The sequence below is a fragment of the Kitasatospora sp. NPDC059160 genome (assembly GCF_042755465.1).
Classification (GTDB): Bacteria; Actinomycetota; Actinomycetes; order Streptomycetales; family Streptomycetaceae; genus Kitasatospora.
In genome coordinates this window covers 1-23,813 of sequence record NZ_JBHZCN010000071.1, presented here as the reverse complement: position 1 = coordinate 23,813, position 23,813 = coordinate 1, and the positions used below count along the sequence as shown (strand labels likewise).

General features: G+C 72.2%; 19 protein-coding genes. 15 read left to right on the top strand and 4 right to left on the bottom strand.

Annotated features, from left to right (window positions below; genetic code table 11):
- Positions 1-100 precede the first annotated feature (100 nt).
- The 4 genes from secD to ACFXOZ_RS27410 all read left to right on the top strand — a co-directional run bounded on the left by secD (position 101) and on the right by ACFXOZ_RS27410 (position 6,235).
- Complete coding sequence (gene secD / locus ACFXOZ_RS27425; protein ID WP_375890008.1) at positions 101-1,936, top strand: protein translocase subunit SecD; 1,836 nt, start codon at positions 101-103, stop codon at positions 1,934-1,936.
- Between the two features lie 4 nt (positions 1,937-1,940).
- Positions 1,941-3,041 (top strand): protein translocase subunit SecF, encoded by a 1,101-nt coding sequence (gene secF, locus ACFXOZ_RS27420; protein ID WP_380593125.1) that lies wholly within the window; start codon positions 1,941-1,943, stop codon positions 3,039-3,041.
- Positions 3,042-3,070: 29 nt separating this feature from the next.
- Positions 3,071-3,622 carry an adenine phosphoribosyltransferase gene (locus tag ACFXOZ_RS27415; protein WP_375890004.1) on the top strand — a complete coding sequence of 184 codons (552 nt, stop codon included), beginning with the start codon at positions 3,071-3,073 and terminating at the stop codon, positions 3,620-3,622.
- Between the two features lie 96 nt (positions 3,623-3,718).
- Positions 3,719-6,235: a RelA/SpoT family protein gene (locus tag ACFXOZ_RS27410; RefSeq protein WP_375890002.1), complete on the top strand. Its 2,517-nt coding sequence runs from the start codon at positions 3,719-3,721 to the stop codon at positions 6,233-6,235.
- 102 nt (positions 6,236-6,337) lie between these two features.
- Here ACFXOZ_RS27410 and ACFXOZ_RS27405 read toward each other — a convergent pair whose 3' ends face one another.
- Positions 6,338-7,567, bottom strand: a complete 1,230-nt coding sequence (locus ACFXOZ_RS27405) for a DUF349 domain-containing protein (RefSeq protein WP_375890000.1) — start codon at positions 7,565-7,567, stop codon at positions 6,338-6,340.
- A gap of 265 nt (positions 7,568-7,832) precedes the next feature.
- On the bottom strand, positions 7,833-8,672 hold the full coding sequence (locus ACFXOZ_RS27400) for a peptidylprolyl isomerase (RefSeq protein WP_380593124.1): 840 nt from the start codon (positions 8,670-8,672) through the stop codon (positions 7,833-7,835).
- 238 nt (positions 8,673-8,910) lie between these two features.
- On the opposite strand from ACFXOZ_RS27400, the gene ACFXOZ_RS27395 reads away from it, so the two are divergent.
- The 7 genes from ACFXOZ_RS27395 (at position 8,911) to rpsD (ending at position 16,664) form a co-directional block, all read left to right on the top strand.
- Positions 8,911-9,618 carry an MBL fold metallo-hydrolase gene (locus tag ACFXOZ_RS27395; RefSeq protein ID WP_360230103.1) on the top strand — a complete coding sequence of 236 codons (708 nt, stop codon included), beginning with the start codon at positions 8,911-8,913 and terminating at the stop codon, positions 9,616-9,618.
- Between the two features lie 11 nt (positions 9,619-9,629).
- The gene (hisS, locus tag ACFXOZ_RS27390; RefSeq protein WP_380593123.1) at positions 9,630-10,892 is read left to right on the top strand and encodes a histidine--tRNA ligase; all 1,263 of its coding nucleotides are present in this window, start codon (positions 9,630-9,632) and stop codon (positions 10,890-10,892) included.
- The gene (gene aspS / locus ACFXOZ_RS27385) at positions 10,889-12,679 is read left to right on the top strand and encodes an aspartate--tRNA ligase (RefSeq protein WP_375889994.1); all 1,791 of its coding nucleotides are present in this window, start codon (positions 10,889-10,891) and stop codon (positions 12,677-12,679) included. Before hisS ends, aspS begins: the two co-directional genes overlap by 4 nt.
- Positions 12,680-12,777: 98 nt before the next feature.
- The gene (locus ACFXOZ_RS27380; protein WP_375889993.1) at positions 12,778-13,296 is read left to right on the top strand and encodes a GNAT family N-acetyltransferase; all 519 of its coding nucleotides are present in this window, start codon (positions 12,778-12,780) and stop codon (positions 13,294-13,296) included.
- A 120-nt stretch (positions 13,297-13,416) separates the two neighbouring features.
- Complete coding sequence (gene ppk2 / locus ACFXOZ_RS27375) at positions 13,417-14,238, top strand: polyphosphate kinase 2 (RefSeq protein ID WP_380593122.1); 822 nt, start codon at positions 13,417-13,419, stop codon at positions 14,236-14,238.
- A 68-nt stretch (positions 14,239-14,306) separates the two neighbouring features.
- Positions 14,307-15,737, top strand: coding sequence for a replication-associated recombination protein A (locus tag ACFXOZ_RS27370; protein ID WP_380593121.1), 1,431 nt, complete (start codon positions 14,307-14,309; stop codon positions 15,735-15,737).
- A gap of 312 nt (positions 15,738-16,049) precedes the next feature.
- The gene (gene rpsD, locus ACFXOZ_RS27365; protein WP_030240707.1) at positions 16,050-16,664 is read left to right on the top strand and encodes a 30S ribosomal protein S4; all 615 of its coding nucleotides are present in this window, start codon (positions 16,050-16,052) and stop codon (positions 16,662-16,664) included.
- Between the two features lie 125 nt (positions 16,665-16,789).
- Here rpsD and ACFXOZ_RS27360 read toward each other — a convergent pair whose 3' ends face one another.
- Together ACFXOZ_RS27360 and ACFXOZ_RS27355 are read right to left on the bottom strand one after the other, a co-directional pair.
- Positions 16,790-17,107 (bottom strand): tetratricopeptide repeat protein, encoded by a 318-nt coding sequence (locus ACFXOZ_RS27360; protein ID WP_375889988.1) that lies wholly within the window; start codon positions 17,105-17,107, stop codon positions 16,790-16,792.
- Between the two features lie 48 nt (positions 17,108-17,155).
- Positions 17,156-19,375, bottom strand: coding sequence for an ATP-binding protein (locus ACFXOZ_RS27355; protein WP_380526852.1), 2,220 nt, complete (start codon positions 19,373-19,375; stop codon positions 17,156-17,158).
- A gap of 218 nt (positions 19,376-19,593) precedes the next feature.
- On the opposite strand from ACFXOZ_RS27355, the gene ACFXOZ_RS27350 reads away from it, so the two are divergent.
- From ACFXOZ_RS27350 to ruvX, 4 genes are read left to right on the top strand one after another with little or no spacing between them, the layout of a single operon-like run.
- A complete protein-coding gene (locus tag ACFXOZ_RS27350; protein WP_375889985.1) occupies positions 19,594-20,073 on the top strand; it encodes a DUF948 domain-containing protein in 480 nt (159 codons plus the stop codon).
- Between the two features lie 4 nt (positions 20,074-20,077).
- On the top strand, positions 20,078-20,509 hold the full coding sequence (locus tag ACFXOZ_RS27345) for a DUF6167 family protein (protein ID WP_375889983.1): 432 nt from the start codon (positions 20,078-20,080) through the stop codon (positions 20,507-20,509).
- Positions 20,509-23,178 (top strand): alanine--tRNA ligase, encoded by a 2,670-nt coding sequence (gene alaS / locus ACFXOZ_RS27340; RefSeq protein WP_375889982.1) that lies wholly within the window; start codon positions 20,509-20,511, stop codon positions 23,176-23,178. Before ACFXOZ_RS27345 ends, alaS begins: the two co-directional genes overlap by 1 nt.
- Positions 23,178-23,657: a Holliday junction resolvase RuvX gene (gene ruvX, locus ACFXOZ_RS27335; protein WP_380526855.1), complete on the top strand. Its 480-nt coding sequence runs from the start codon at positions 23,178-23,180 to the stop codon at positions 23,655-23,657. Before alaS ends, ruvX begins: the two co-directional genes overlap by 1 nt.
- The last annotated feature ends 156 nt before the right edge of the window (positions 23,658-23,813 follow it).

Below are 23,813 nucleotides of genomic sequence, written 5' to 3'. Positions count from 1 at the left end.
ACAGGACCTCAGGGCCGCAGACCCGCCATGCCCCCGTCCCGCCACGAGCCGGACGGGGGTCCGGTCGGCGACGTGGCATGGACAGGGAGAAACGAGCAAGGTGGCAACACCCAAGTCGCGCCCGCGCGACGGCTACCCAGGGCGGGCGCTGGCCCTCATCCTGGTCGTCACCGTCGGACTGGTCGCCCTCATGTTCGGGACGGGCAACACCAAGCCCCGGCTCGGTATCGACCTCGCAGGCGGCACCAGCATCACGCTGACCGCGAAGTCGAAGGATCCCAAGGCGATCACCAAGGCGAACATGGACATCGCCGTCGGGATCATGGAGCGCCGCGTCAACGGGATGGGTGTCTCCGAGGCGGAGGTCCAGACCCAGGGCTCGGACACGATCATCGTGAACATCCCCAAGGGCGGCGACAAGCAGAACGCGGCGGACCAGGTCGGTACCACCGCCCAGCTGTTCTTCCGTCCGGTCCTGGCGGTCGCGCCGAGCGGCTTCACGCCGCCCGCGCCGCCCACCGGCACCCCGTCCGCGGGCGCCTCGGGCACCCCGAGCGCCGCCCCGTCGGGCAGCGCGACGCCCACGGCCGGCGCGAGCGGCTCCGCGAGCCACGCTCCCACCCCGTCCGCCAGCGCGAGCGCCACCAAGCAGGGCCGCTCCGTCGGTGAGGCCCTGGCCGCCGAGGGCTCCACCCCGAGCCCCGCCGCCACCGGCGTCAGCGGCACCCCGTCCGCCCCCGCCACCGGGTCGGCCGCCCCGAGCGCCCAGGCCACCCAGCCGAGCGCCGCCGACGTGAGCGCGGCGATGACCCAGGGCACCGTGCCGCCGGAGCTGGCCACCGCGTTCGCCAACCTCGACTGCACCAAGCCGGAGCAGCGCTCGACCCAGACCGGCGCCGTGGACAAGGCCGTCGTCGCCTGCTCGCAGAAGCCCGTCAAGGGCGGCTACTACGAGAAGCTGGCGCTCGGCCCCGTCGCGGTCAAGGGCTCGGACGTCTCCAAGGCCCAGCCCAGCCTCGACACCCAGACGGGTGCCGGCTGGCAGGTCCAGCTGCAGTTCAACGGCACCGGCACCGACGCCTTCACCAAGGTCACCGGCCAGCTCGCCTCCCAGACCCCGCCGAACAACCAGTTCGCGATCGTGCTGGACAACGAGGTCGTCTCGCACCCGCAGGTCAACGGCCCGATCCCCGGCGGCAGCGCCGTGATCACCGGCCAGTTCAGCCAGCCCGAGGCGCAGGACCTCTCCAACGTGCTGAGCTACGGCGCCCTGCCGCTGGAGTTCAGCAAGGGCGACGTCACCACCGTCTCCCCGGCGCTCGGCAGCGACCAGCTCAAGGCGGGTCTGATCGCCGGCGCGATCGGCATGCTGCTGGTGGTCGCCTACTCGCTGATCTACTACCGCGGCCTCGGCCTGGTCTCGATCGCCGGTCTGCTCGTCTCGGCGGCCCTGACCTACTCGATCATGAGCCTGCTCGGCGGCGGGATCGGCTTCGCGCTGAACCTGCCCGCGGTCTGCGGCGCGATCGTCGCGATCGGTATCACCGCAGACTCCTTCATCGTGTACTTCGAGCGCATCCGCGACGAGGTCCGCGACGGCGCCCCGCTGCGCCCGGCCGTCCAGCGGGCCTGGCCGCGGGCCCGACGCACCATCCTGGTCTCGGACTTCGTCTCCTTCCTCTGTGCCGCGGTGCTCTACGTGGTCTCGGTCGGCAAGGTCCAGGGCTTCGCGTTCACCCTGGGTCTGACCACCGCGCTGGACGTCGTGGTGATCTTCCTCTTCACCAAGCCGATGATCACGCTGCTGGCCCGGCGGAAGTTCTTCTCCGACGGCCACCCGTGGTCCGGCCTGGACCCGAAGCGGCTGGGCGCCCGCCCGCCGCTGCGCAGCACCCGTCGCCGTAACTCCTCCTCTGCCGCCGTGAAGGAGGCCTGACACCGTGTCGCGCTTCTCCAATCTGGGCCACCGGCTCTACCAGGGCGAGGTCAGCTTCGACTTCGTCGGGCGCCGCAAGCTCTGGTACTCGATCTCCGGCGTGATCGTGCTGATCGCGGCGATCGGCCTGGCGATGGGCCTGCACCTGGGCATCGAGTTCAAGGGCGGCTCGGTCTACACCGTGACCAAGCCGGGCCTGTCGGTCTCCCAGGCCCAGGACACCGCCGACGGGATCGTCTCCTCGCACCCGCTGGTGCAGTCGACGGACAGCAACAAGATCCGCATCCAGGTCAGCAGCGACGAGACGAAGAGCTCGGACGAGATCCGTTCGCAGCTCTCGCAGAAGCTCGGCGTGCCGCTGGACACCGTCGAGGCCCAGGTGATCGGCCCCAGCTGGGGCAAGCAGATCTCCAACAAGGCGCTCACCGGCCTGGTCGTCTTCATGGTCCTGGTGACGGTCTACCTGGCGATCGCCTTCGAGTGGCGGATGGCGGTGGCCGCCCTGGTCGCCCTCATCCACGACCTCCTGATCACCATCGGCGTCTACGCCCTGGTGGGCTTCGAGGTCACCCCCGGTACGGTGATCGGCTTCCTGACCATCCTCGGGTACTCGCTCTACGACACGGTCGTCGTCTTCGACACCGTGAAGGAGAACGCCAAGGGGATCACCAAGCAGAACAAGCTCACCTACAGCGAGGCGGCCAACGCGGGCCTCAACCAGACCCTGGTGCGCTCGCTCAACACCACCGTGGTGGCGCTGCTGCCGGTCGCCGCGCTGCTGTTCATCGGTGGCGGCCTGCTGGGCGCCGGCACCCTGAACGACATCTCGCTCGCGCTGTTCATCGGCCTCGCGGCCGGTGCCTACTCCTCGATCTGCGTCGCCACCCCGCTGCTGGCGCAGCTCAAGGAGGAGCAGCCGGAGATGAAGGCGCTGCGCAAGCGCGTCCTGCAGCACCGGGCCGCCGCGGCGGCCAAGGGCGAGGGCACCGACGCGACGGCGACCGACGAGGGTCCGGAGGACGACGAGCCTGCGGGTATGGTCGGTCAGCGCGGCCGGTCGGCCGGCACCACCCGTGCCAAGGGCCGTCCGTCCACCAAGCGCTGAACCGCACCCGACCCTGAGGACAGAACACCGTGACCACCGCCGACACCGCACTGGCCGAGCTGCTGAACAGCCGGATCCGGGACGTCCCGGACTACCCGAAGCCGGGTGTGCTGTTCAAGGACATCGCGCCGCTGCTCGCCGACGCCGAGGCCTTCGGCGCCCTCACCCGGGCGCTGGCGGACCGGGCGCTGGAGCTCGGGGCGACCAAGGTGGTGGGCCTGGAGGCGCGCGGCTTCGTGCTGGCGGCTCCGGCGGCCTTCGCGGCCGGGCTCGGCTTCGTGCCGGTCCGCAAGGCCGGGAAGCTGCCCGGCGAGGTGTTCCGGCGCTCGTACGAGCTGGAGTACGGCTCGGCGACGCTGGAGGTGCAGTGCGACGCCTTCACGCCCGGTGAGCGGGTGCTGGTGGTGGACGACGTGCTGGCCACCGGTGGCACCATCGGTGCCTCGCTGGACCTGGTGAAGGAGGCCGGCGCCGAGCTGGCGGGCGTCGTGGTGCTGATGGAGCTGGGCTTCCTGGACGGCCGCGAGCGGCTGGCCGGGCACCTGGGCGACGCCCCGCTGGAGACGCTGGTCACGGTCTGAGGGGCAGGACGGAAGGACGGCGGTCGGATCATCCGACCGCCGTCCTTCCGTTTCCGGGCCCGGCCCGATGAACACCGGGCCGTCCGGCTCGGTACCATGAAGATTCATCCCCTCCCGGTAGTGCCCGGACCGCACGGGCCTCGGCGGGGGTCGGCCCCGGTGCCCCGAGGAGTGTCCTTGCCCGACGAGGTTGTGCCCACGGCCGCAGCGGCCGCCCCCGAGAACCACCCCACGCCCTCGGGGGCCACCCCGGCACGCCCGGCGCCGGCCTCCTCGCGCCAGCTCGCCCCGCTCGGCCGCGGCTCCGGCAGCGGCGGCGGGATGCGCGCCCGGCTGGCCCGCCTCGGCGGCCAGCGCTCCAGCGTGCTCAACCCCGTCCTGGAGCCGCTGTTCCGCTCGATCCGGGCGAACGACCCCAAGGCCGACCCGGCGCTGCTGCGCGACATCGAGCGCGCCTACGCCGTCGCCGAGAAGTGGCACCGCGGGCAGAAGCGCAAGAGCGGCGACCCGTACATCACCCACCCGCTGGCGGTCGCGACCATCCTGGCCGAGCTCGGCATGGACGCCGCGACCCTGATGGCGGGGCTGCTGCACGACACCGTCGAGGACACCGACTACGGCCTGGAGACCCTGCGCAAGGACTTCGGCGACTCGGTGGCCCTGCTGGTCGACGGCGTCACCAAGCTGGACCGGGTGAAGTTCGGCGAGGCCGCGCAGGCCGAGACCGTCCGCAAGATGGTCGTGGCGATGGCCAAGGACCCCCGGGTCCTGGTGATCAAGCTCGCCGACCGCCTGCACAACATGCGCACCATGCGCTACCTCAAGCGGGAGAAGCAGGAGAAGAAGGCCCGCGAGACGCTGGAGATCTACGCCCCGCTGGCGCACCGGCTGGGCATGAACACCATCAAGTGGGAGCTGGAGGACCTCGCCTTCGCGATCCTCTACCCCAAGATGTACGACGAGATCGTCCGGCTGGTCGCCGAGCGCGCCCCCAAGCGGGACGAGTACCTGGCGACCGTCATCGACCAGGTCCAGGCGGACCTGCGCGGCGCCCGGATCACCGCCTCCGTCACCGGCCGGCCGAAGCACTACTACTCGGTCTACCAGAAGATGATCGTCCGGGGCCGGGACTTCGCCGAGATCTACGACCTGGTGGGCATCCGGGTCCTGGTCGACACCGTCCGCGACTGCTACGCGGCGCTGGGCACCATCCACGCGCGGTGGAACCCGGTGCCGGGGCGGTTCAAGGACTACATCGCGATGCCCAAGTTCAACATGTACCAGTCGCTGCACACCACGGTGATCGGTCCGGGCGGCAAGCCCGTCGAACTCCAGATCCGCACCTTCGACATGCACCGGCGGGCCGAGTACGGCATCGCCGCGCACTGGAAGTACAAGCAGCGCGCCGTCGCCGGGGCCTCCAAGATCCGCACCGACACCCCGACCCAGGTCCGCAAGGACGACAAGGCCGGCGCCGTCAACGAGATGGCCTGGCTGCGACAGCTGCTGGACTGGCAGAAGGAGACCGCCGACCCGGGCGAGTTCCTGGAGTCGCTGCGCTTCGACCTGGCCAGCAACGAGGTCTTCGTCTTCACCCCCAAGGGTGACGTGATAGCCCTGCCGGCCGGCTCGACCCCGGTCGACTTCGCCTTCGCGGTGCACACCGAGGTCGGCTACCGGACCATAGGGGCCCGGGTCAACGGCCGTCTGGTGCCGCTGGAGTCGACCCTGGAGAACGGCGACGCCGTCGAGGTGTTCACCTCCAAGGCGGAGAACGCCGGACCCTCCCGGGACTGGCTGGGCTTCGTCAAGTCCCCGCGCGCCCGCAACAAGATCCGCGCCTGGTTCTCCAAGGAGCGCCGCGAGGAGGCGATCGAGCACGGCAAGGAGGCGATCGTCCGGGCGATGCGCAAGCAGGGCCTGCCGATCCAGCGGATCCTGACCGGCGACTCGCTGGTCACCCTGGCCCACGAGATGCGCTACCCCGACATCTCCTCGCTCTACGCCGCCATCGGCGAGGGGCACGTCGCCGCGCAGAACATCGTCCAGAAGCTGGTCCAGGCGCTCGGCGGCGAGGAGGGGGCCACCGAGGACCTCGCCGAGACGGCCACGCCGACCCACGACAACCGGCGGGCCGTGCGCCGCCGGGCCAAGGGCGACCCCGGCGTGATCGTCAAGGGCGTCGAGGACGTCTGGGTCAAGCTGTCCCGCTGCTGCACTCCGGTGCCGGGCGACCCGATCGTCGGCTTCGTCACCCGCGGCAACGGCGTCTCGGTGCACCGCGCCGACTGCGTCAACGTGGAGTCGCTGAGCCAGCAGCCCGAGCGGATGATCGACGTCGAGTGGGCGGCGACCCAGTCCTCGGTCTTCCTGGTGGCCATCCAGGTCGAGGCGCTGGACCGCTCCCGGCTGCTCTCGGACGTCACCCGGGTGCTCTCCGACCAGCACGTCAACATCCTGTCGGCGGCGGTCCAGACCTCCCGGGACCGGGTGGCGATGAGCCGCTTCACCTTCGAGATGGGCGACCCGAAGCACCTGGGCCACGTGCTCAAGGCGGTCCGCGGCGTCGAGGGCGTGTACGACGTCTACCGGGTCACCTCGGCCCGCAAGTAGCCGCACGCACGAGGAAGGCCCCCCGGGGAGCTCCCCGGGGGGCCTTCCTCGTGCAGCGTGCTCAGCAGACTCGGCGTGCTCAGCAGGCTCAGCGGGCCGGAATCAGCCGCTGAACTCCTCCTGGCTCCGGTGGGCCTGCTCCAGCAGGGTCTCCACACCGGAGAGCTCGGCCTCCAGCTTGGCGACCTTGCCGGCGTTGCCCGCCGAGCGGGCCTTGTCCAGGTCGGCCCGGAGCTTGTCGGCCTTCGCCTCGAACAGGCCCACCATGCCGGCCGCGCGGGCCTTGGCCTCCGGGTTGGAGCGCTTCCACTCGCTGTCCTCGGCCTCGCGGATGGCCCGCTCGACCGCGTTCAGCCGGCCGTCCAGCTTCGGACGGATGTCGCGCGGGACGTGGCCGATGGCCTCCCAGCGCTCGTTGACCTCGCGCAGCGCGGCCTTGGCGGCCTTGAGGTCGGTGATCGGCAGGATCGCCTCGGCCTCGGTGGCCAGCGCCTCCTTGAGCTTCTGGTTCTCCACCTGTTCGGCGTCGCGCTCGCTGAACACCGCGGAACGGGCCTGGAAGAACACGTCCTGGGCGCCGCGGAACCGCGCCCACAGCTCGTCCTCGACGTCCCGCTGCGCCCGGCCGGCGGACTTCCAGCGCGCCATCAGGTCGCGGTAGGCGGCCGCGGTGCTGCCCCAGTCGCTGGACGAGGAGAGCGCCTCGGCCTCGGAGACCAGCGCCTCCTTGGTCTGCCGGGCGTGCTCGCGCTCGGCGTCCAGGGTGGCGAAGTGCGCCTTGCGGTGCTTGGAGAAGACCGAGCGGGCGTGCGAGAAGCGGTGCCACAGCTCGTCGTCGCTCTTGCGGTCCAGCCGCGGCAGGCCCTTCCAGGTGTCCACCAGGGCGCGCAGCCGGTCCCCGGCCTCCCGCCACTGGGTGGACTCGGCGAGCTGCTCGGCCTCGGAGACCAGCGCCTCCTTGGCGGTGCGGGTCTCGTCCTGGGCCTTGGCGCGGGCGGCCTTGCGCTCCTCCCGCCGGCTCTCGATCTCACCGGTGAGCGTGTCCAGGCGCTTGGCCAGCGCGTCCAGGTCGCCGACCGCGTGTCCCTCGGTGACCTGGGCGCGGAGGTGCTCCAGCGCGGTCTGGGCGTCCTTGGCGGCCAGGTCGGTGGTGCGCACCCGCTTCTCCAGCAGGCCGATCTCCACCTCGATGCCCTGGTACTTGCGCTCGAAGTAGGCGAGGGCCTCCTCGGGCGAGCCGGCCTGCCAGGAACCCACGACGCGTTCGCCGTCCGCCGTCCTGACGTACACCGTGCCCTGCTCGTCCACACGGCCCCACGGGTCGCTGCTCATAGCGCGTCCTCCACATGACGTCGCGCCCGCTCCGGGGCGGCGCACGACCGTCGTCCACAGTTGATGTGCGGCGGACCGATGAGTCCGCCGTCCCCGTCCGCCGTGCCTTGCTGCCGAGGGTGACGGCTAGGCGGGTCCGGGCACCCTATACAACGCCAACATAGGCGACCAGGACCGGTGCTGTCCGCATCCGGGCCGGGCGATTTCGGTCCGGGACCGGGCGGGGGGCGCTGCGCGCGCCCGCCGCCGGTGGTCCCGGGTTCGGTCAACCCTTGGACACCGTAACCGAGTTGAGGGTGACGTCGGCCATCGGGTGGCCGTCGCCGGCGCCCTCCAGGGTGCCCGCGGCGGCGATCTTCTGGACCACGTCCAGGCCGCCGGTGATCTTGCCGAACGGGGTGTAGTTCGGCGGCAGCTGGGTGTCCTTGTAGACCAGGAAGAACTGGCTGCCGTTGGTGCCCGGGCCCGCGTTGGCCATCGCCACGGTGCCCGCCGGGTAGGTCGCGCCGGTCAGGTTCTCGTCCGCGAACTGGTAGCCGGGGCCGCCCGAACCCTTGGCGGTCGGGTCGCCGCACTGGAGCACGAAGATGCCGTCGGTGGTGAGTCGGTGGCACTTGGTGTGGTCGAAGTACTGCTCGCCCGCCAGGAAGTTGAACGAGTTCACGGTGTGCGGGGCCTTGGCCGCGTCCAGCGTGACGGTGACCTTGCCGCAGTTGCTGTCCAGCGACATGGTGTACGAAGCACCCTTGTCGATCGACATGGCCGGCTCGGCCTTGAACTGCTTGCCGTTGGGCGAGCCCGCCGCCGGGGCGGCGCAGCCCTCGACCGGCTTGCGGGTCGGGGTGGCGGCCGGGTCGGCCTGGGCCGGGTCGCTCTGGCTCGGCGCGGCCTGCGGGGTGGCGGCGGCCGAGGTGCCCTTGTCCTTGTCGGAGCTGAACGCGCCGCCGGCGAAGAGCCCGCCGCCGGCCAGCACCACCACCGCGAGCGAGGCGCCCAGGATCGTGTTGCGGCGCCGCCGGGCGGAGGCCGCCTCGGCCCGGCGCTGCATCTGGCGCTCGTACTTCTCGCGGGCGAGCTGCCGCCGCCGCTGTTCGCTGCTGACCACCGGCCGTGTCTCCTGAGCATGTGCGGGAAAAGTGGATGGGTTCCGGAGCGGATCATCGCACCCATCGGCGGCCAAGTGTAGGGACCGGGCCCGTAAGGACGCGGTGAACCTGTCATGGCCCCGGCCCGCCACCGCCTATCTGGTTCGCAACCGGACCCGGACCGCCGGTAGGCTTCCCTTACGTCATCACTACTGGTAGCCACCGCAGCCCACCGCCGCACCCACCCGAAGGACGCGCGTGTTCATCGCCGGATTCCCCGCTGGAGCCTGGGGCACCAACTGCTACCTGGTCGCGCCGGCGGCGGGCGAGGAGTGCGTCATCGTCGACCCCGGGCACCAGGCCGCGCAGGGCGTCGAGGAGCTCATCCGTGAGCACCGGCTCAAGCCCGTCGCCGTCCTGCTCACCCACGGCCACATCGACCACGTCGCCTCGGTGGTCCCGGTCTGCGGCGCCCGCGGCGTCCCGGCCTGGATCCACCCCGAGGACCGGTACATGATGTCCGACCCGGAGAAGGCGCTCGGCCGTTCCCTGGGCACCCAGTTGATGGGCGAGCTCACCGTCGGGGAGCCCGACGACGTGCGCGAGCTCACCGACGGCAGCGTGCTGGAGCTGGCCGGCCTGCGGCTCACCGTGGACCACGCCCCGGGCCATACCGGGGGGTCGGTGACCTTCCGGACGCCCGGTGCCGAGGACCTCCCCCCGGTGCTGTTCTCGGGCGACCTGCTGTTCGCCGGCTCCATCGGGCGTACCGACCTCCCGGGCGGGGACGGCGAAGCGATCATGCGCTCGCTGGCCCGGGTGTGCCTGCCCCTCGACGACTCCACCGTGGTCCTCTCCGGCCACGGCGGTCAGACCACCATCGGCCGCGAGCGCGCCACCAACCCCTACCTCCGACAGGCAGCGGGGGCGGCCGGCGCCCCGGCTTTCCCGCGACGAGGAATGTGACGGAAGAGAAGTTGAGCACCTTCACCGCCCCCAAGGGCACCTACGACCTGCTGCCCCCCAGCTCCGGGACCTTCCTGGCGATCCGCGAGCGCATCGCCGCGCCCGCTCGCCGGGCCGGTTACGGCTACGTCGAGACCCCGGTCTTCGAGGACGTGAAGCTGTTCTCCCGCGGTGTCGGCGAGTCCACCGACATCGTCTCCAAGGAGATGTACACCCTCACCACCAAGGGCGGCGACGAGCTCGCGCTGCGCCCCGAGGGCACCGCCTCGGTGCTGCGCGCCGCGCTCCAGGCCAACCTGCACAAGCAGGGCAACCTGCCGGTCAAGCTCTGGTACTCCGGCTCGTACTACCGCTACGAGCGCGCCCAGAAGGGCCGCTACCGCCAGTTCTCCCAGGTCGGCGCGGAGGCGATCGGCGCCGAGGACCCGGCGCTGGACGCCGAGCTGATCATCCTGGCCGACGACGCCTTCCGCGCGCTGGGCCTGAGCGACTACTCGCTGCTGCTCAACAGCCTCGGCGACAAGCAGTGCCGCCCGGTCTACCGTGCCGCCCTGATCGAGTTCCTCTCCGGCCTGGACCTGGACGAGGAGACCCGCCGCCGTGCGGAGATCAACCCGCTGCGCGTGCTGGACGACAAGCGCGAGTCGGTGCAGGAGCAGCTGGTCGGCGCGCCGATGCTGCGCGACTTCCTGTGCGAGGAGTGCAAGGCGTACGACGAGAAGGTGCGCGAGCTGCTCACCGCCGCCGGCGTCGCCTTCGTCGACGACCCGAAGCTGGTCCGCGGCCTGGACTACTACACCCGCACCACCTTCGAGTTCGTGCACAACGGCCTCGGCGCCCAGTCCGCGATCGGCGGCGGCGGCCGCTACGACGGCCTGTCCGAGATGATCGGCGGCCCGGCGCTGCCGTCCGTCGGCTGGGCGCTCGGCGTGGACCGCACCCACCTGGCCCTGGAGGCGGAGGGCGTCGCCCTCGACCTGCCGCCCGCCACCTCCGTCTACGCCGTGGCGCTCGGCGAGGAGGCCAAGAACCTGCTGTTCGCCAAGGTGGTCGAGCTGCGCCGGGCCGGCGTCGCCACCGACCTCGCCTTCGGCGTCAAGAGCATCAAGAACGCCATGAAGTCCGCCGACCGGTCCGGCGCCCGCTTCGCCCTGATCGCCGGTGACCGGGACCTCGCCGAGGGCGTCGTCCAGCTCAAGGACATGAGCACCGGCGAGCAGTCCCCCGTCGCCCTCGACGCACTCGTCACCACCTTGAAGGAGAAGCAGCTGTGATCCGCACGCACGACGCGGGCACGCTCCGCCCGGAGCACGCAGGCACCACCGTCACCCTGGCCGGCTGGGTCGCCCGCCGCCGCGACCACGGCGGCGTCGCCTTCATCGACCTGCGCGACGCCTCCGGCACCGTGCAGATCGTGGTCCGCGACCTCGACTCGGTGCACGGCCTGCGCGCCGAGTACTGCGTCAAGGTCGTCGGCGACGTCCGGGTCCGCCCCGAGGGCAACGAGAACCCGGACATCCCGACCGGCGCGGTCGAGGTCGTCGTCAGCGACATCGAGGTGCTCTCCGAGGCCGCCCCGCTGCCGTTCCCGGTCGCCGAGTACGAGCCGGGCACGGTCAACGAGGAGGTCCGGCTGCGCTACCGCTACCTGGACCTGCGCCGCGAGGGCCCGGCCAAGGGCCTGCGGCTGCGCTCGAAGGTCAACAACATCATCCGCCGGGTGATGGAGGAGAACGACTTCCTCGACATCGAGACGCCGTACCTCACCCGCTCCACCCCCGAGGGCGCCCGCGACTTCCTCGTTCCGGTCCGCCTGCAGCCCGGCCACTGGTACGCCCTGCCGCAGTCGCCCCAGCTGTTCAAGCAGCTGCTGATGGTGGCCGGCATGGAGCGGTACTACCAGATCGCCCGCTGCTTCCGCGACGAGGACTTCCGCGCCGACCGCCAGCCGGAGTTCACCCAGCTGGACATCGAGGCCTCCTTCGTCGACCAGGAGGACATCCTGGCCCTCGGCGAGAAGATCGTCGGCTCGATCTGGCGCGAGGTCCACGGCTACGAGATCCCGAACCCGCTGCCGCGGATGACCTACGCGGACGCCATGGGCCGCTACGGCTCCGACAAGCCGGACGTCCGCTTCGGCCAGGAACTCACCGACCTCACCGAGTACTTCAAGGGCACCGAGTTCCGCGTCTTCCAGGCCCCGTACGTCGGTGCCGTGGTCATGCCGGGCGGCGCCTCGCAGCCGCGCAAGCAGCTGGACGCCTGGCAGGACTGGGCCAAGGCGCGCGGCGCCAAGGGCCTCGCCTACGTGCTGATCGACGGCGAGACCGGCGAGCTGCGCGGCCCGGTCGCCAAGAACCTCTCCGCGGAGCACCTGGCCGGCCTCGCCGCCGCGGCCGGTGCCAAGAACGGCGACGCGGTCTTCTTCGCGGCCGGCAAGGAGCGCCCCTCGCAGGAGCTGCTCGGCGCCGCCCGCCTGGAGATCGGCCGCCGCTGCGAGCTGATCGACGAGTCCCAGTGGGCCTTCCTCTGGGTCGTCGACTTCCCGATGTTCGAGCCGATCGAGGACGACAAGGGCCAGTTCCAGGGCTGGCACGCGGTGCACCACCCGTTCACCGCCCCGACCGCGGAGTCGCTGGACACCTTCGACACCGACCCGGGCGCGGCCCTGTCCAACGCCTACGACCTGGTCCTCAACGGCTCGGAGCTGGGCGGCGGTTCGATCCGTATCCACCAGCGGGACGTCCAGAAGCGGGCGTTCGACGCGATCGGCCTGTCCGAGGAGGAGGCGGCCTCGCAGTTCGGCTTCCTGCTGGACGCCTTCAACTACGGCCCGCCGCCGCACGGCGGGGTCGCCTTCGGCCTCGACCGGATCGTCACGCTGCTCGGCGGCTACGACACCATCCGCGACGTCATCGCCTTCCCGAAGACGTCCACCGGTGGTGACCCGCTGACCGGCGCGCCGACCCCGATCACCCCGGCCCAGCGCCGCGAGGCCGGCGTGGACGCCCAGCCCAAGGTCCGCGAGGACGCCAAGCCCGAGGCGCAGCCCAAGAGCTGACGCCTCGTCATACGCGCTAACCTGCAACGGCCCCGGACGGTCCACCCACCGTCCGGGGCCGGTCCACAACGTGGTGTGACACAGGGAGGGTTGACTCGATGCAGGTCACCACGAGAGTCGAATGTCCGCAGGACGCCCCGGCGACCAGGCGCGTGCTCATGGCCGCGTTCCCCGGGCCGGACGAGGCGGACCTGGTGGATGCGCTGCGCCGCGACCCGGCCTGGCTGCCCGGGCTGTCGCTGGTCGCGGTCGACGACGGCGGGCTGGTGATCGGCCACGCCCTGCTGACCCGGCTGCGGGTCGGTGACGGCGGCGGGGCCGGTGACGCGCTGGCGCTCGCGCCGGTGGCGGTGGCGCCCGAGTGGCAGCGCCGGGGCGTCGGCGAACTCGTCGTCCGGGCGGCGCTGGCGGCCGCCGAGGAGGCGGGGGAGAAGCTGGTGGTGGTGCTCGGCGATCCCGGGTACTACGGACGGTTCGGCTTCATCCCGGCCGGGCGGCACGAGGTCTCCGGCCCGTTCGAGGTGCCGGAGGCGTACTTCCAGGTGCTCCCGCTGGCGGCGTACGACGGCGACCCGCGCGGGCTGTGCCGCTACCCGGAGCCCTTCGTCGCGGTCTAGCGGACGTCTCGGGGGCGTCCCGCGATCCGGTTCGCCCCTTCCTCCGGTCCGACCTGCGGGGTCACCGTTCTGCGCCTACGGTGAAGGGTCATCGGCAGTAGTCGGACGGAGGACCCGAGAGTGGCCAAGGGGCAGCAGCGGACCGCGAAGCCGGAACGACTGGCGAAGAAGCCGTACGAGCGGGAACTGCTGCGGCTGCAGCAGGAGCTGGTGAAGCTCCAGGAGTGGGTGCGGGTCGAGGGCGCCCGCCTGGTGGTGGTCTTCGAGGGGCGGGACGCGGCCGGCAAGGGCGGGGCGATCAAGCGGGTGACGGAGTACCTGAACCCGCGCATCGCCCGGGTCGCGGCGCTGCCCACCCCGACCGAGCGGCAGAAGACCCAGTGGTACTTCCAGCGGTACGTCGAACAGCTCCCGGCGGCCGGGGAGATCGTGCTGTTCGACCGCAGCTGGTACAACCGGGCCGGGGTCGAGCGGGTGATGGGCTTCTGCAGCGACGAGGAGTACTGGCAGTTCCTGCACCAGTGCCCGACCTTCGAGCAGATGCTGATCGAGGCGGGCATCCTGCTGCGCAAGTACTGGTTCTCGGTCAGTGACACCGAGCAGGAGCAGCGGTTCCGGGACCGGCTGGAGGACCCGAGGAAGCGCTGGAAGCTCTCCCCGATGGACGTGGAGTCGATCACCCACTGGGAGGACTACTCGCGGGCCAAGGACGAGATGTTCGTCTACACCGACATCCCGCAGTCGCCCTGGCACGTGGTGGAGAGCGACGACAAGCGGCGGGCCCGGATCAACATGATCGCCCACCTGCTCTCCACCGTCCCGTACCACGAGGTCGCCCCGCCGCGGATCGAGCTGCCGCCCCGCCCGGCCCCGCACGGCTACCAGCGGCCCCCGCGCGACCTGCAGAAGTACGTCCCGGACCACGCCGCCGGGCTGCGGTAGCCGGCATCGCGCGGGGGCGGGCACCGCGCGGGGGCGGGCCTGTCGGCGGGCTCAACTAGGCTTCCGGTGTGGACGAACCGGACCTCTTCACCGCCGCCGCCGAGGAACTCCAGGCCAGGGAGCCCGGCCGGGCCCCGCTGGCCGTACGGATGCGCCCGCGCACCCTGGACGAGGTGGCCGGGCAGCGGCAGCTGCTGAAGCCGGGCTCGCCGCTGCGCCGGCTGGTGGCGGGCTCCCGCGGGCCGGCCGCCACCAGCTCGGTGATCCTCTGGGGGCCGCCCGGCACCGGCAAGACCACCCTGGCCCACGTGATCAGCCAGGCCGTGGAGGGCCGCTTCGTCGAGCTCTCCGCGATCACCGCCGGGGTCAAGGAGGTCCGGGCGGTGATCGACGGCGCCCGGCGGGCGGTCGGCATGTCCGGCCGGGAGACGGTGCTGTTCCTGGACGAGATCCACCGCTTCTCCAAGGCCCAGCAGGACTCGCTGCTGCCCGCCGTGGAGAACCGCTGGGTCACCCTGATCGCGGCGACCACCGAGAACCCGTACTTCTCGGTGATCTCCCCGCTGCTGTCCCGTTCGCTGCTGCTCACCCTGGAGTCGCTCACCGACGATGACGTCCGGGCGCTGCTGCGCCGGGCGGTGGAGGACGAGCGCGGCCTGGAGGGCGCGCTGGAGCTGACCCCGGAGGCCGAGGACCACCTGGTGCGGCTCGCCGGCGGGGACGCCCGGCGGGCGCTGACCACGCTGGAGGCGGCGGCCGGGGCGGCGCTGGAGAAGGGCGAGCCGAGCATCTCGCTGGCCACCACCGAGACCGCCGTGAACCAGGCGGCGGTGCGCTACGACAAGGACGGCGACCAGCACTACGACGTGGCCAGTGCGCTGATCAAGTCGATCCGCGGCAGCGACGTGGACGCCACGCTGCACTACCTGGCCCGGATGATCGAGGCGGGGGAGGACCCGCGGTTCATCGCCCGGCGGCTGATGATCTCGGCCAGCGAGGACGTCGGCCTGGCCGACCCGACGGCGCTGCAGACGGCGGTGGCGGCGGCCCAGGCGGTGGCGCTGATCGGCTTCCCGGAGGCCCGGATCATCCTGTCCCAGGCGGCGATCGCGCTGGCGCTGGCGCCCAAGTCCAACTCGGCCTACCTGGCGATCGACGCGGCGCTGGCGGACGTGCGGCAGGGGCTGGCCGGGGCCGTCCCGCCGCACCTGCGGGACGCCCACTACGGCGGCGCGGGCAAGCTCGGGCACGGCCAGGGCTACCAGTACCCGCACGACCTGCCGGAGGGCATCGCCACCCAGCAGTACGCGCCGGACTCGGTGCACGGCCGCGAGTACTACCGGCCGAACCGGCGCGGCGGCGAGGTGCGGTACGCGGACACCGTGGACTGGACGCGCGGGCGGCTGCGGGGGGAGCGCCGGAGCGCCGAGAAGCAGGCGGACAGGGCTGAGAGGAAGGCTGGGGAGGCCGGGGAGGCGCCCGGGGAAAAGGGCGCGTGATCCACCGGTATACTCGGTCGGAGTGCCAAGTCCCGGGACGGCGGCGGGGGAGACCCCACCGACCGGCCGCACCAGCGGGACATCGGCCGTAGGCCTCCTCCGGGAGGCCCGCACCAGGAGCGTCGCGCACCGTTTCGGTGTCGCGGACGGCCCGGTTTTCCGGGCCCTCCGTGTGACCAGCACTTCATGTGCCCGGCTCCGGAGAGCGGCTGATCCCTTCGCGCAGGCGTCGGGGTTATCTCCGGGTCGCGACATGCGACCTCCGTCAACACCTGGTGAAAGCCGTATTCGTAAGCAAGGAAGGTTTGGTTCATGGCGAACCAGAAGCGTCCCAAGGTCAAGATCGCGCGTGCGCTCGGCGTGCCGCTGACCCCGAAGTCCGTCAAGTACTTCGAGGCCCGCCCGTACCCGCCCGGCCAGCACGGCCGTGGTCGCAAGCAGAACTCGGACTACAAGGTCCGTCTGCTCGAGAAGCAGCGTCTGCGCGCCCAGTACGACCTGAGCGAGAAGCAGATGGCCCGCGCGTTCGACCGCGCGAAGAAGGCCGAGGGCAAGACCGGTGAGGCGCTCGTCGCCGACCTGGAGACCCGTCTGGACTCCCTGGTCCTGCGTTCGGGCATCGCCCGCACCATCTACCAGGCCCGCCAGATGGTCGTCCACGGCCACATCGAGGTCAACGGCGGCAAGGTCAACAAGCCGTCGTTCCAGATGAAGCCGGGCTTCGTGGTCACCGTCCGCGAGCGCTCCAAGGAGAAGGTCCCCTTCCAGGTCGCCCGTGAGGGTGGCTACGCGGGTGAGGGCCAGACCCCGAAGTACCTCGAGGTCAACCTGAAGGCCCTGGCCTTCCGCCTGGACCGTGCGCCGCAGCGCAAGGAGGTCCCGGTGATCTGTGACGAGCAGCTGGTCGTCGAGTACTACTCGCGCTGACCCGCGCTCGGTTCGCAGTTCGCCGAACCGGCAGCGAGCCCCCGTCGCCTTTCGAGGCGGCGGGGGCTCGTCCCTTTTCCGGTGCCGGTCGGCCTCCGGTCTCCCGGTGCCGGTCGGCCCTCCGGCTACAGCTCCGCGCCGGTCATCGCGGCGGCCAGCCGCAGGTGCGGGCGGGCCTCCTCGCCGCGGCCCTGGCGCTCCAGGGTGCGGCCGAGCATCAGCCGGGCGTAGTCCTCGGCCGGGTCGAGGTCGAGGATCCGGCGCAGTTCGGCCTCGGCGCGGCCGAGCTGGGCGGAGTGGAAGTAGCTGCGGGCCAGCAGCAGCCGGACCGAGAGGTTGGCCGGCTCCTCGGCCAGCACGCCTTCCAGCATGCGGGCGGCGTCGCTGTACGCCTTGGACTCGAAGTAGAAGTTCGCGAGGCGGTACTCGTCGTGGACGGCCATGGTGCTCCTTCCGGGTGGATCCTTGCCTCCTCAAGCAATCCGCAAGCTTCAGCTATTCCGCACCGGCGCCGGGGCCGGTGCGGGCGGCACCGAACAGGGTCCGGGGCCGGGTTCCGGGCCGCCCGGCGCGCCCCCGTCGCCGAGCGCCCGGCCGACCGCGGCGTCCAGGTCCAGCCGCCCGCCCACCTGGTAGCAGTCCTCGTACTCCTGCTCGGTGAGCCCGGCCCGGGCGCGCTCGGCGCACTCCTGGTGGGTGCCGAAGAAGGAGCGGGACCCCAGGAAGGGGTTGCCGACCGCGCGCCAGATCCGGTGCGCCGCGCCCTGCAGCACCCGGGCCTCGCACAGGGCGGCCGGCTCGCCCGGCGAGGGCGGCTCGGTCTCCAGCAGTGCCAGCAGGTCGATCCCCAGCACGATGCCGAGCAGGTCGTGGAAGCGGTGGTTCAGCCGGACGCACTCGCGGGCCAGCACGCGGGCCGGCTGGACGGCGCCGTCCAGGAAGTGCGAGTACGCCATCGCGTACAGCACGTAGCCGTACGCCCACTGCTCGCCGTGCTCCTCGCACACCTCGCGGGCCTGGCCGAACCAGAGCTCGGCGCTGTCCGGATCGCCCTGGAACAGGTAGGCGAGGCCCAGCTCGACCATCGCCATCACCACGTTGCTGTTGAGCTCGCCGATGGTCCGGTAGTGCCAGAGCGCCTCCTCGAACAGCTCGGCGGCGCGCTCCGGGTCGTCACCGATCAGGGCGGCGCAGCCCTGGCGGTGGACGGCGTAGGCGAGGGCCCGGTCGTCGCCGGTGTCCAGGGCCTGGCGGCGGCACTCCTCCAGGGCGGGGCGGGCGACGCCGAGGTCGCCCTGGAGGGTGGCCATGTAGCCGGTCACCCAGAGCGCCTTGGCCCGGACCTCGGTGGGCTCGCGGTCCAGGGCGAGCGCGCGGTCCAGCCAGTGCCGGCCCTCGCCGAGGTGGCCGCAGCCGACCCAGTAGAACCACAGGGTGCCGGCCAGCAGCAGGGCGATCTGCTCCTCGCCGGGCTCGGCGAGGCAGAACTCCAGCGCGGCGCGCAGGTTGGCGTGGGCGAGCAGGGTGCGCTCGGCGGTCTCGGCCTGCCGGGGGCCGAACCACTCGACCTCGCCCCAGGTGGCCACGCCCAGGTACCAGTCCCGGTGGCGGCGCAGCAGCCGGTGCTCCTCGCCGGCGGCGCGCAGCCAGTGGCCGCCGTACTCGCGCAGGGTGTCCAGCAGGCGGAAGCGGACGCCGAAGGCGCTGTCCTCGCGCAGCACCACCGACTTGGCGACGAGTTCGTCGAGCAGGTCGAGCACGTCCTCGGGCTCGATGCCCTCGCCGGCGCAGACGTACTCGGTGGCCTCCAGGTCGAAACTGCCGGCGAAGACCGACAGGCGGGCCCAGAGTAAACGTTCCTGCACTGTGCAGAGCTCGTGACTCCAGCCGATCGTGGTGCGCAGCGTCTGGTGTCTGGGCAGGGCCGTCCGGGAGCCGCCGGTGAGCAGCCGGAAGCGGTCGTCCAGCCGGGCCGTGATCTGCTCCACCGACAGCGCGCGCAGCCGTCCGGCGGCCAGCTCCACGGCCAGCGGGATGCCGTCGAGCCGACGGCAGAGCAGGCCGACCGCCTCCGCGTTCGCCTCGGTCACCGCGAAGGACGGCAGGACGGCCCGCGCCCGGTCGGCGAACAGCCGCACCGCGTCCGGCAGCGGGGCCGGGGCGTCCGGCCGCTCCTGCGGCGGGTCGACCGGCAGCGGGGTCAGCGTCAGCAGGTGCTCGCCCGAGGCCCGCAGCGCGGTGCGGCTGGTGGCCAGCACCCGCAGCCCGGGCAGCGCGCGCAGCAGCGCGTCGGTCAGCTCGGCGCACGCCTCCACCAGGTGCTCGCAGCCGTCCAGCACCAGCAGCAGGCGGCGCCCCGCCAGGTGCTCGCCCAGCACGTCCAACGGTGGCCGGGCGGTGCCGTCGGTCAGCCGCAGCGCCTCCAGCACGGCGTGGCCGAGCAGCAGCGGGTCCTGCACCGGGGCCACGTCCACCAGCCAGGTGCCGTCCGGGAAGGCCTCGGCCGCCCGGTCCGCCGCCCGCAGCGCGAGCCGGCTCTTGCCGACCCCGCCGGGCCCGGTCACCGTCACCAGCCGCGCCCCGGCGAGCAGGCCCGCCAGCTCGGCCAGTTCCCGCCCGCGCCCGACGAAGCCCGTCACCTCGGCGGGCAGCCGGCCCGGCTCCGACTCGCGCGGCCACGCCGCGGGCTGTGCTGTCCAGTCGCCGGCCAAGCGCTGCTCCCCGTTGTTCCCGGCCCGGACCGCGGCGGTCCGGACGTGCGTCGGGCCGTACGGGCGACGGCCCGCCTGGCTGAACGAGGTGACCGGACGGTAGGTTACGCGCGCGGTTCGCACATCCGGGCGAGGCCACGGCCGTGACCCGGTCCGGAAAGCGGACCCGGGCGCGATAGGGTTCGGTTGGGAACCGCAAGGCGAGGGAGCGCGCAGAAGTGTCCGTGGGAGAGCTGGCCGGCTTGCTTGTCGCCGTGTTCTGGGCGGTCCTGGTCACCCTGCTCGCGGTGGTGCTGGTGCGACTCTCCCGGGTGTTGAAGGAAGCCACCGTCCTGGTCTCCGCGGTCACCGAACAAGCCGTCCCGCTGCTGGCCGACGCCGGTGCCGCGGTGCGCAGCGCCAACGAGCAGCTGGACCGGGTGGACGAGATCACCGCCAACGTCCAGGACGCCGCCGCCAACGCCAAGGCGCTCTCCTCCACCGCGGCCGCCACCCTGGGCGGACCGCTCATGAAGGTCGCCGCGTTCAGCTACGGCGTCCGCAAGGCCGTCGCCAAGCAGCAGGGCACCCTGCCGAGCGTGCCGGTGCAGCCCGCCGAGCGCGACGAGCTGGCCCGGCTGATCCGGGCCGAGGTGCGCGCCGCGACCGCGCCCAGGAGCGGCCTGTTCTCCCGGGTCCGGCGAGCGGTGAGGGGCTGACCGGATGGCACGGATCTTCTGGATGGCGGTCGGCGCCGGCGCCGCGGTGTGGGCCATGAACAAGGCCAACGGCGCCGTGCAGCGGCTCACCCCGGACAGCCTCTCCGGCACCGCCGCGCGCGGTGCGCTGCACCTGGGCGACCGGGCCAGGCAGTTCGCCCAGGACGTGCGCTCCGGCATGGCCGAGCGCGAGGAGCAGCTCAAGGACGACCTCGGACTGCACGGCACGGCCGTGGCGGAGCCCCGGAGCACCCGCCGGGTGCTGCGCGGCGAGCCGCAGTACCGAGCTATCTCGGCGGTGCCCGGTCGCCCGGCCGCCGCCCTGCCCCCCGCCCGCGCCCTGCCCGACGGCGGGGGCCGCACCGTCCCACAGACCATTGAAGAAACGCCCCGCCGAGCCCTGCCGCGGGGCGGAACGAACCGGAAGGACCACTAATGGAGTCGGCTGAGATCCGCCGCCGCTGGCTGCGCTTCTTCGAGGAGCGCGGCCACACCGTCGTTCCGTCGGCGTCCCTGGTCGCCGACGACCCCACCCTGCTGCTGGTCAACGCCGGCATGGTGCCGTTCAAGCCCTACTTCCTGGGCGAGGTCAAGCCGCAGTTCTCGCGCGCCACCAGCGTCCAGAAGTGCGTGCGCACCCTCGACATCGAGGAGGTCGGGAAGACCACCCGGCACGGCTCCTTCTTCCAGATGTGCGGCAACTTCTCCTTCGGTGACTACTTCAAGGAAGGAGCCATCAAGTTCGCCTGGGAGCTGCTCACCACTCCCGTCGCGGACGGTGGCTACGGCCTGGAGAAGGAGAAGCTCTGGATCACCGTCTACAAGGACGACGACGAGGCCGAGCAGATCTGGCGCGACGTCATCGGCGTGCCCTCCGAGCGCATCCAGCGCCTGGGCATGAAGGACAACTTCTGGTCGATGGGCGTCCCCGGCCCGTGCGGCCCGTGCTCGGAGATCAACTACGACCGCGGCCCCGCGTACGGCGAGGAGGGCGGCCCGGCGGTCAACGGCGAGCGCTACCTGGAGATCTGGAACCTGGTCTTCATGCAGTACGAGCGCGGCCACGGCGACGGCAAGGACGGCTTCGAGATCCTCGGCGACCTGCCGAGCAAGAACATCGACACCGGTCTCGGCCTGGAGCGCCTCGCCGCCATCCTGCAGGACGTCGACAACCTCTTCGAGATCGACACCAGCCGGATGATCCTCGACCGCGCCGCCGAGCTCACCGGCCACACCTACGGCGCCGACCACAAGTCGGACGTCTCGCTGCGCGTGGTCACCGACCACATCCGCACCGCGCTGATGCTGGTCGGCGACGGCGTCACCCCCGGCAACGAGGGCCGCGGCTACGTGCTGCGCCGCATCCTGCGCCGCGCCATCCGCAACATGCGCCTGCTGGGCGCCACCGAGCCGGTGGCCAAGGAGCTCATCGACGTCGCGATCAAGGCGATGGCGCCGCAGTACCCCGACCTGGAGAGCGACCGCAAGCGCATCGAGACGGTCGTCGTCGGCGAGGAGGCGGCCTTCCTGCAGACCCTCAAGGCCGGCACCAACCTGCTGGACGTCGCGGTCACCGAGACCAAGCAGTCCGGTGGCGTGGTTCTCTCCGGCGACCAGGCCTTCAAGCTGCACGACACCTACGGCTTCCCGATCGACCTCACCCTGGAGATGGCCGAGGAGCAGGGCCTCCAGGTCGACGAGGCCGGCTTCCGCCGTCTGATGCAGGAGCAGCGGGACCGCGCCAAGGCGGACGCCAAGGCGAAGAAGATGGGCCACGCCGACGTCGCCGCGTACCGCGAGGTCGCCGACAAGTCCGGCGCGAGCGTCTTCACCGGCTACAGCCTGACCGAGGGCGAGGCCACCGTCGTCGGCCTGCTGGTGGACGGCGTCCCGGCGCCGGCCGCCTCCGAGGGCGACGAGGTCGAGCTGATCCTCGACCGCACCCCGTTCTACGCCGAGGGCGGCGGCCAGCTCGCCGACCACGGCCGGATCCGGCTGGAGTCCGGCGCGGTCGTCGAGATCCGCGACGTGCAGCAGCCCGTCCCGGGCGTCGTCGTCCACTCGGGCGGCGTGCTGTTCGGCGAGGTCGTGCTCGGCGCCTCGGCGTACGCCACGATCGACATCGACCGCCGCCGGGCGATCGCCCGCGCCCACTCGGCCACCCACCTGACCCACCAGGCGCTGCGCGACGCGCTCGGCCCGACGGCCGCCCAGGCCGGCTCCGAGAACGCCCCGGGCCGCTTCCGCTTCGACTTCGGCTCGCCCGCCGCCGTTCCGGGCAGCGTGCTGGTGGACGTCGAGCAGAAGATCAACGACGTGCTGGGCCGCGAGCTGGAGGTCACCGCCGAGGTCATGACGATGGACCAGGCCCGCAAGGCCGGCGCCATCGCGATGTTCGGCGAGAAGTACGGCGACGAGGTGCGGGTCGTCTCGATCGGCGACTTCTCCAAGGAGCTGTGCGGCGGCACCCACGTCGGCAACACCGCCCAGCTGGGCCTGGTGAAGCTGCTCGGCGAGTCCTCGATCGGCTCCGGCGTGCGCCGCGTCGAGGCGCTGGTCGGCGTCGACGCGTACAAGTTCCTGGCCCGCGAGCACACCGTGGTGGCCCAGCTCACCGAGCTGGTCAAGGGCCGCCCGGAGGAGCTGCCGGAGAAGATCTCGGGCATGCTCGCCAAGCTCAAGGACGCCGAGAAGGAGATCGAGCGCTTCCGCGCCGAGAAGGTGCTGGCCGCCGCGGCGGGCCTGGCCGACTCGGCCGAGGACGTGCACGGCATCGCCGTGGTCGCCGCGCAGGTCGCCGACGGCGTGGGCGCGGACGAGCTGCGCAAGCTGGTCCTGGACGTGCGCGGCCGCCTGGGCGCCCGCCCGGCCGTGGTCGCCGCGTTCACGGTGGCCAACGACCGCCCGCTGACCGTGATCGCCACCAACGAGGACGCCCGCGGCCGCGGCATCAAGGCCGGCGAGCTGGTCCGCACCGCCGCCAAGACCCTCGGCGGCGGCGGTGGCGGCAAGGACGACGTCGCCCAGGGCGGCGGCTCCAACCCGGCCGCGGTCGGCGAGGCGATCGCCGCGGTGCGCGGCCTGGTCGCGGAGCGCGCCAGCTGATGGAGCAGGAGGAGAGGCCCTTCCGGCGTGGGCGGCGGATCGCCGTCGACGTCGGTGACGCCCGGATCGGGGTCGCGTCCTGCGACCCCGACGGGGTGCTCGCCACACCGGTGGAGACCGTTCCGGCCGGGGTGAAGTCGCAGGCCAGGATCGCCGCGATCGTCGAGGAGTACGACGCGATCGAGGTGGTCGTCGGGCTGCCGCGCTCGCTCAGCGGCAAGGAGGGTCCGGCCGCGGAGAAGGTCCGGGCCTACGCCACGCGGCTGGCCAACCGGGTCTACCCGGTGACGGTGCGGCTGGTGGACGAGCGGATGACGACCGTCACCGCGACCCACGGGCTGCGCGCCTCGGGGGTCAAGGCGAAGAAGGGCCGCTCGGTGGTCGACCAGGCCGCCGCGGTGGTGATCCTCCAGACCGCCCTTGAGTCCGAACGGGTGAGCGGACGCCCGCCCGGTGAGAGCGTCGAGGCGACCGGCTGACCGGCCTGCTCTAACGTCCCGAAGAGGGGTGCGGGGGGGGCCGGCCGCCCCGCCCCGCCCGGGCCGCGCCCGCGCCGGCCCCCCCCCCGGGCCCCCCCCCCCGACCGCGACCTGCTGCTCGCGGAACTGCGGGCGGCGGGCGACCAGGGCCCGGCC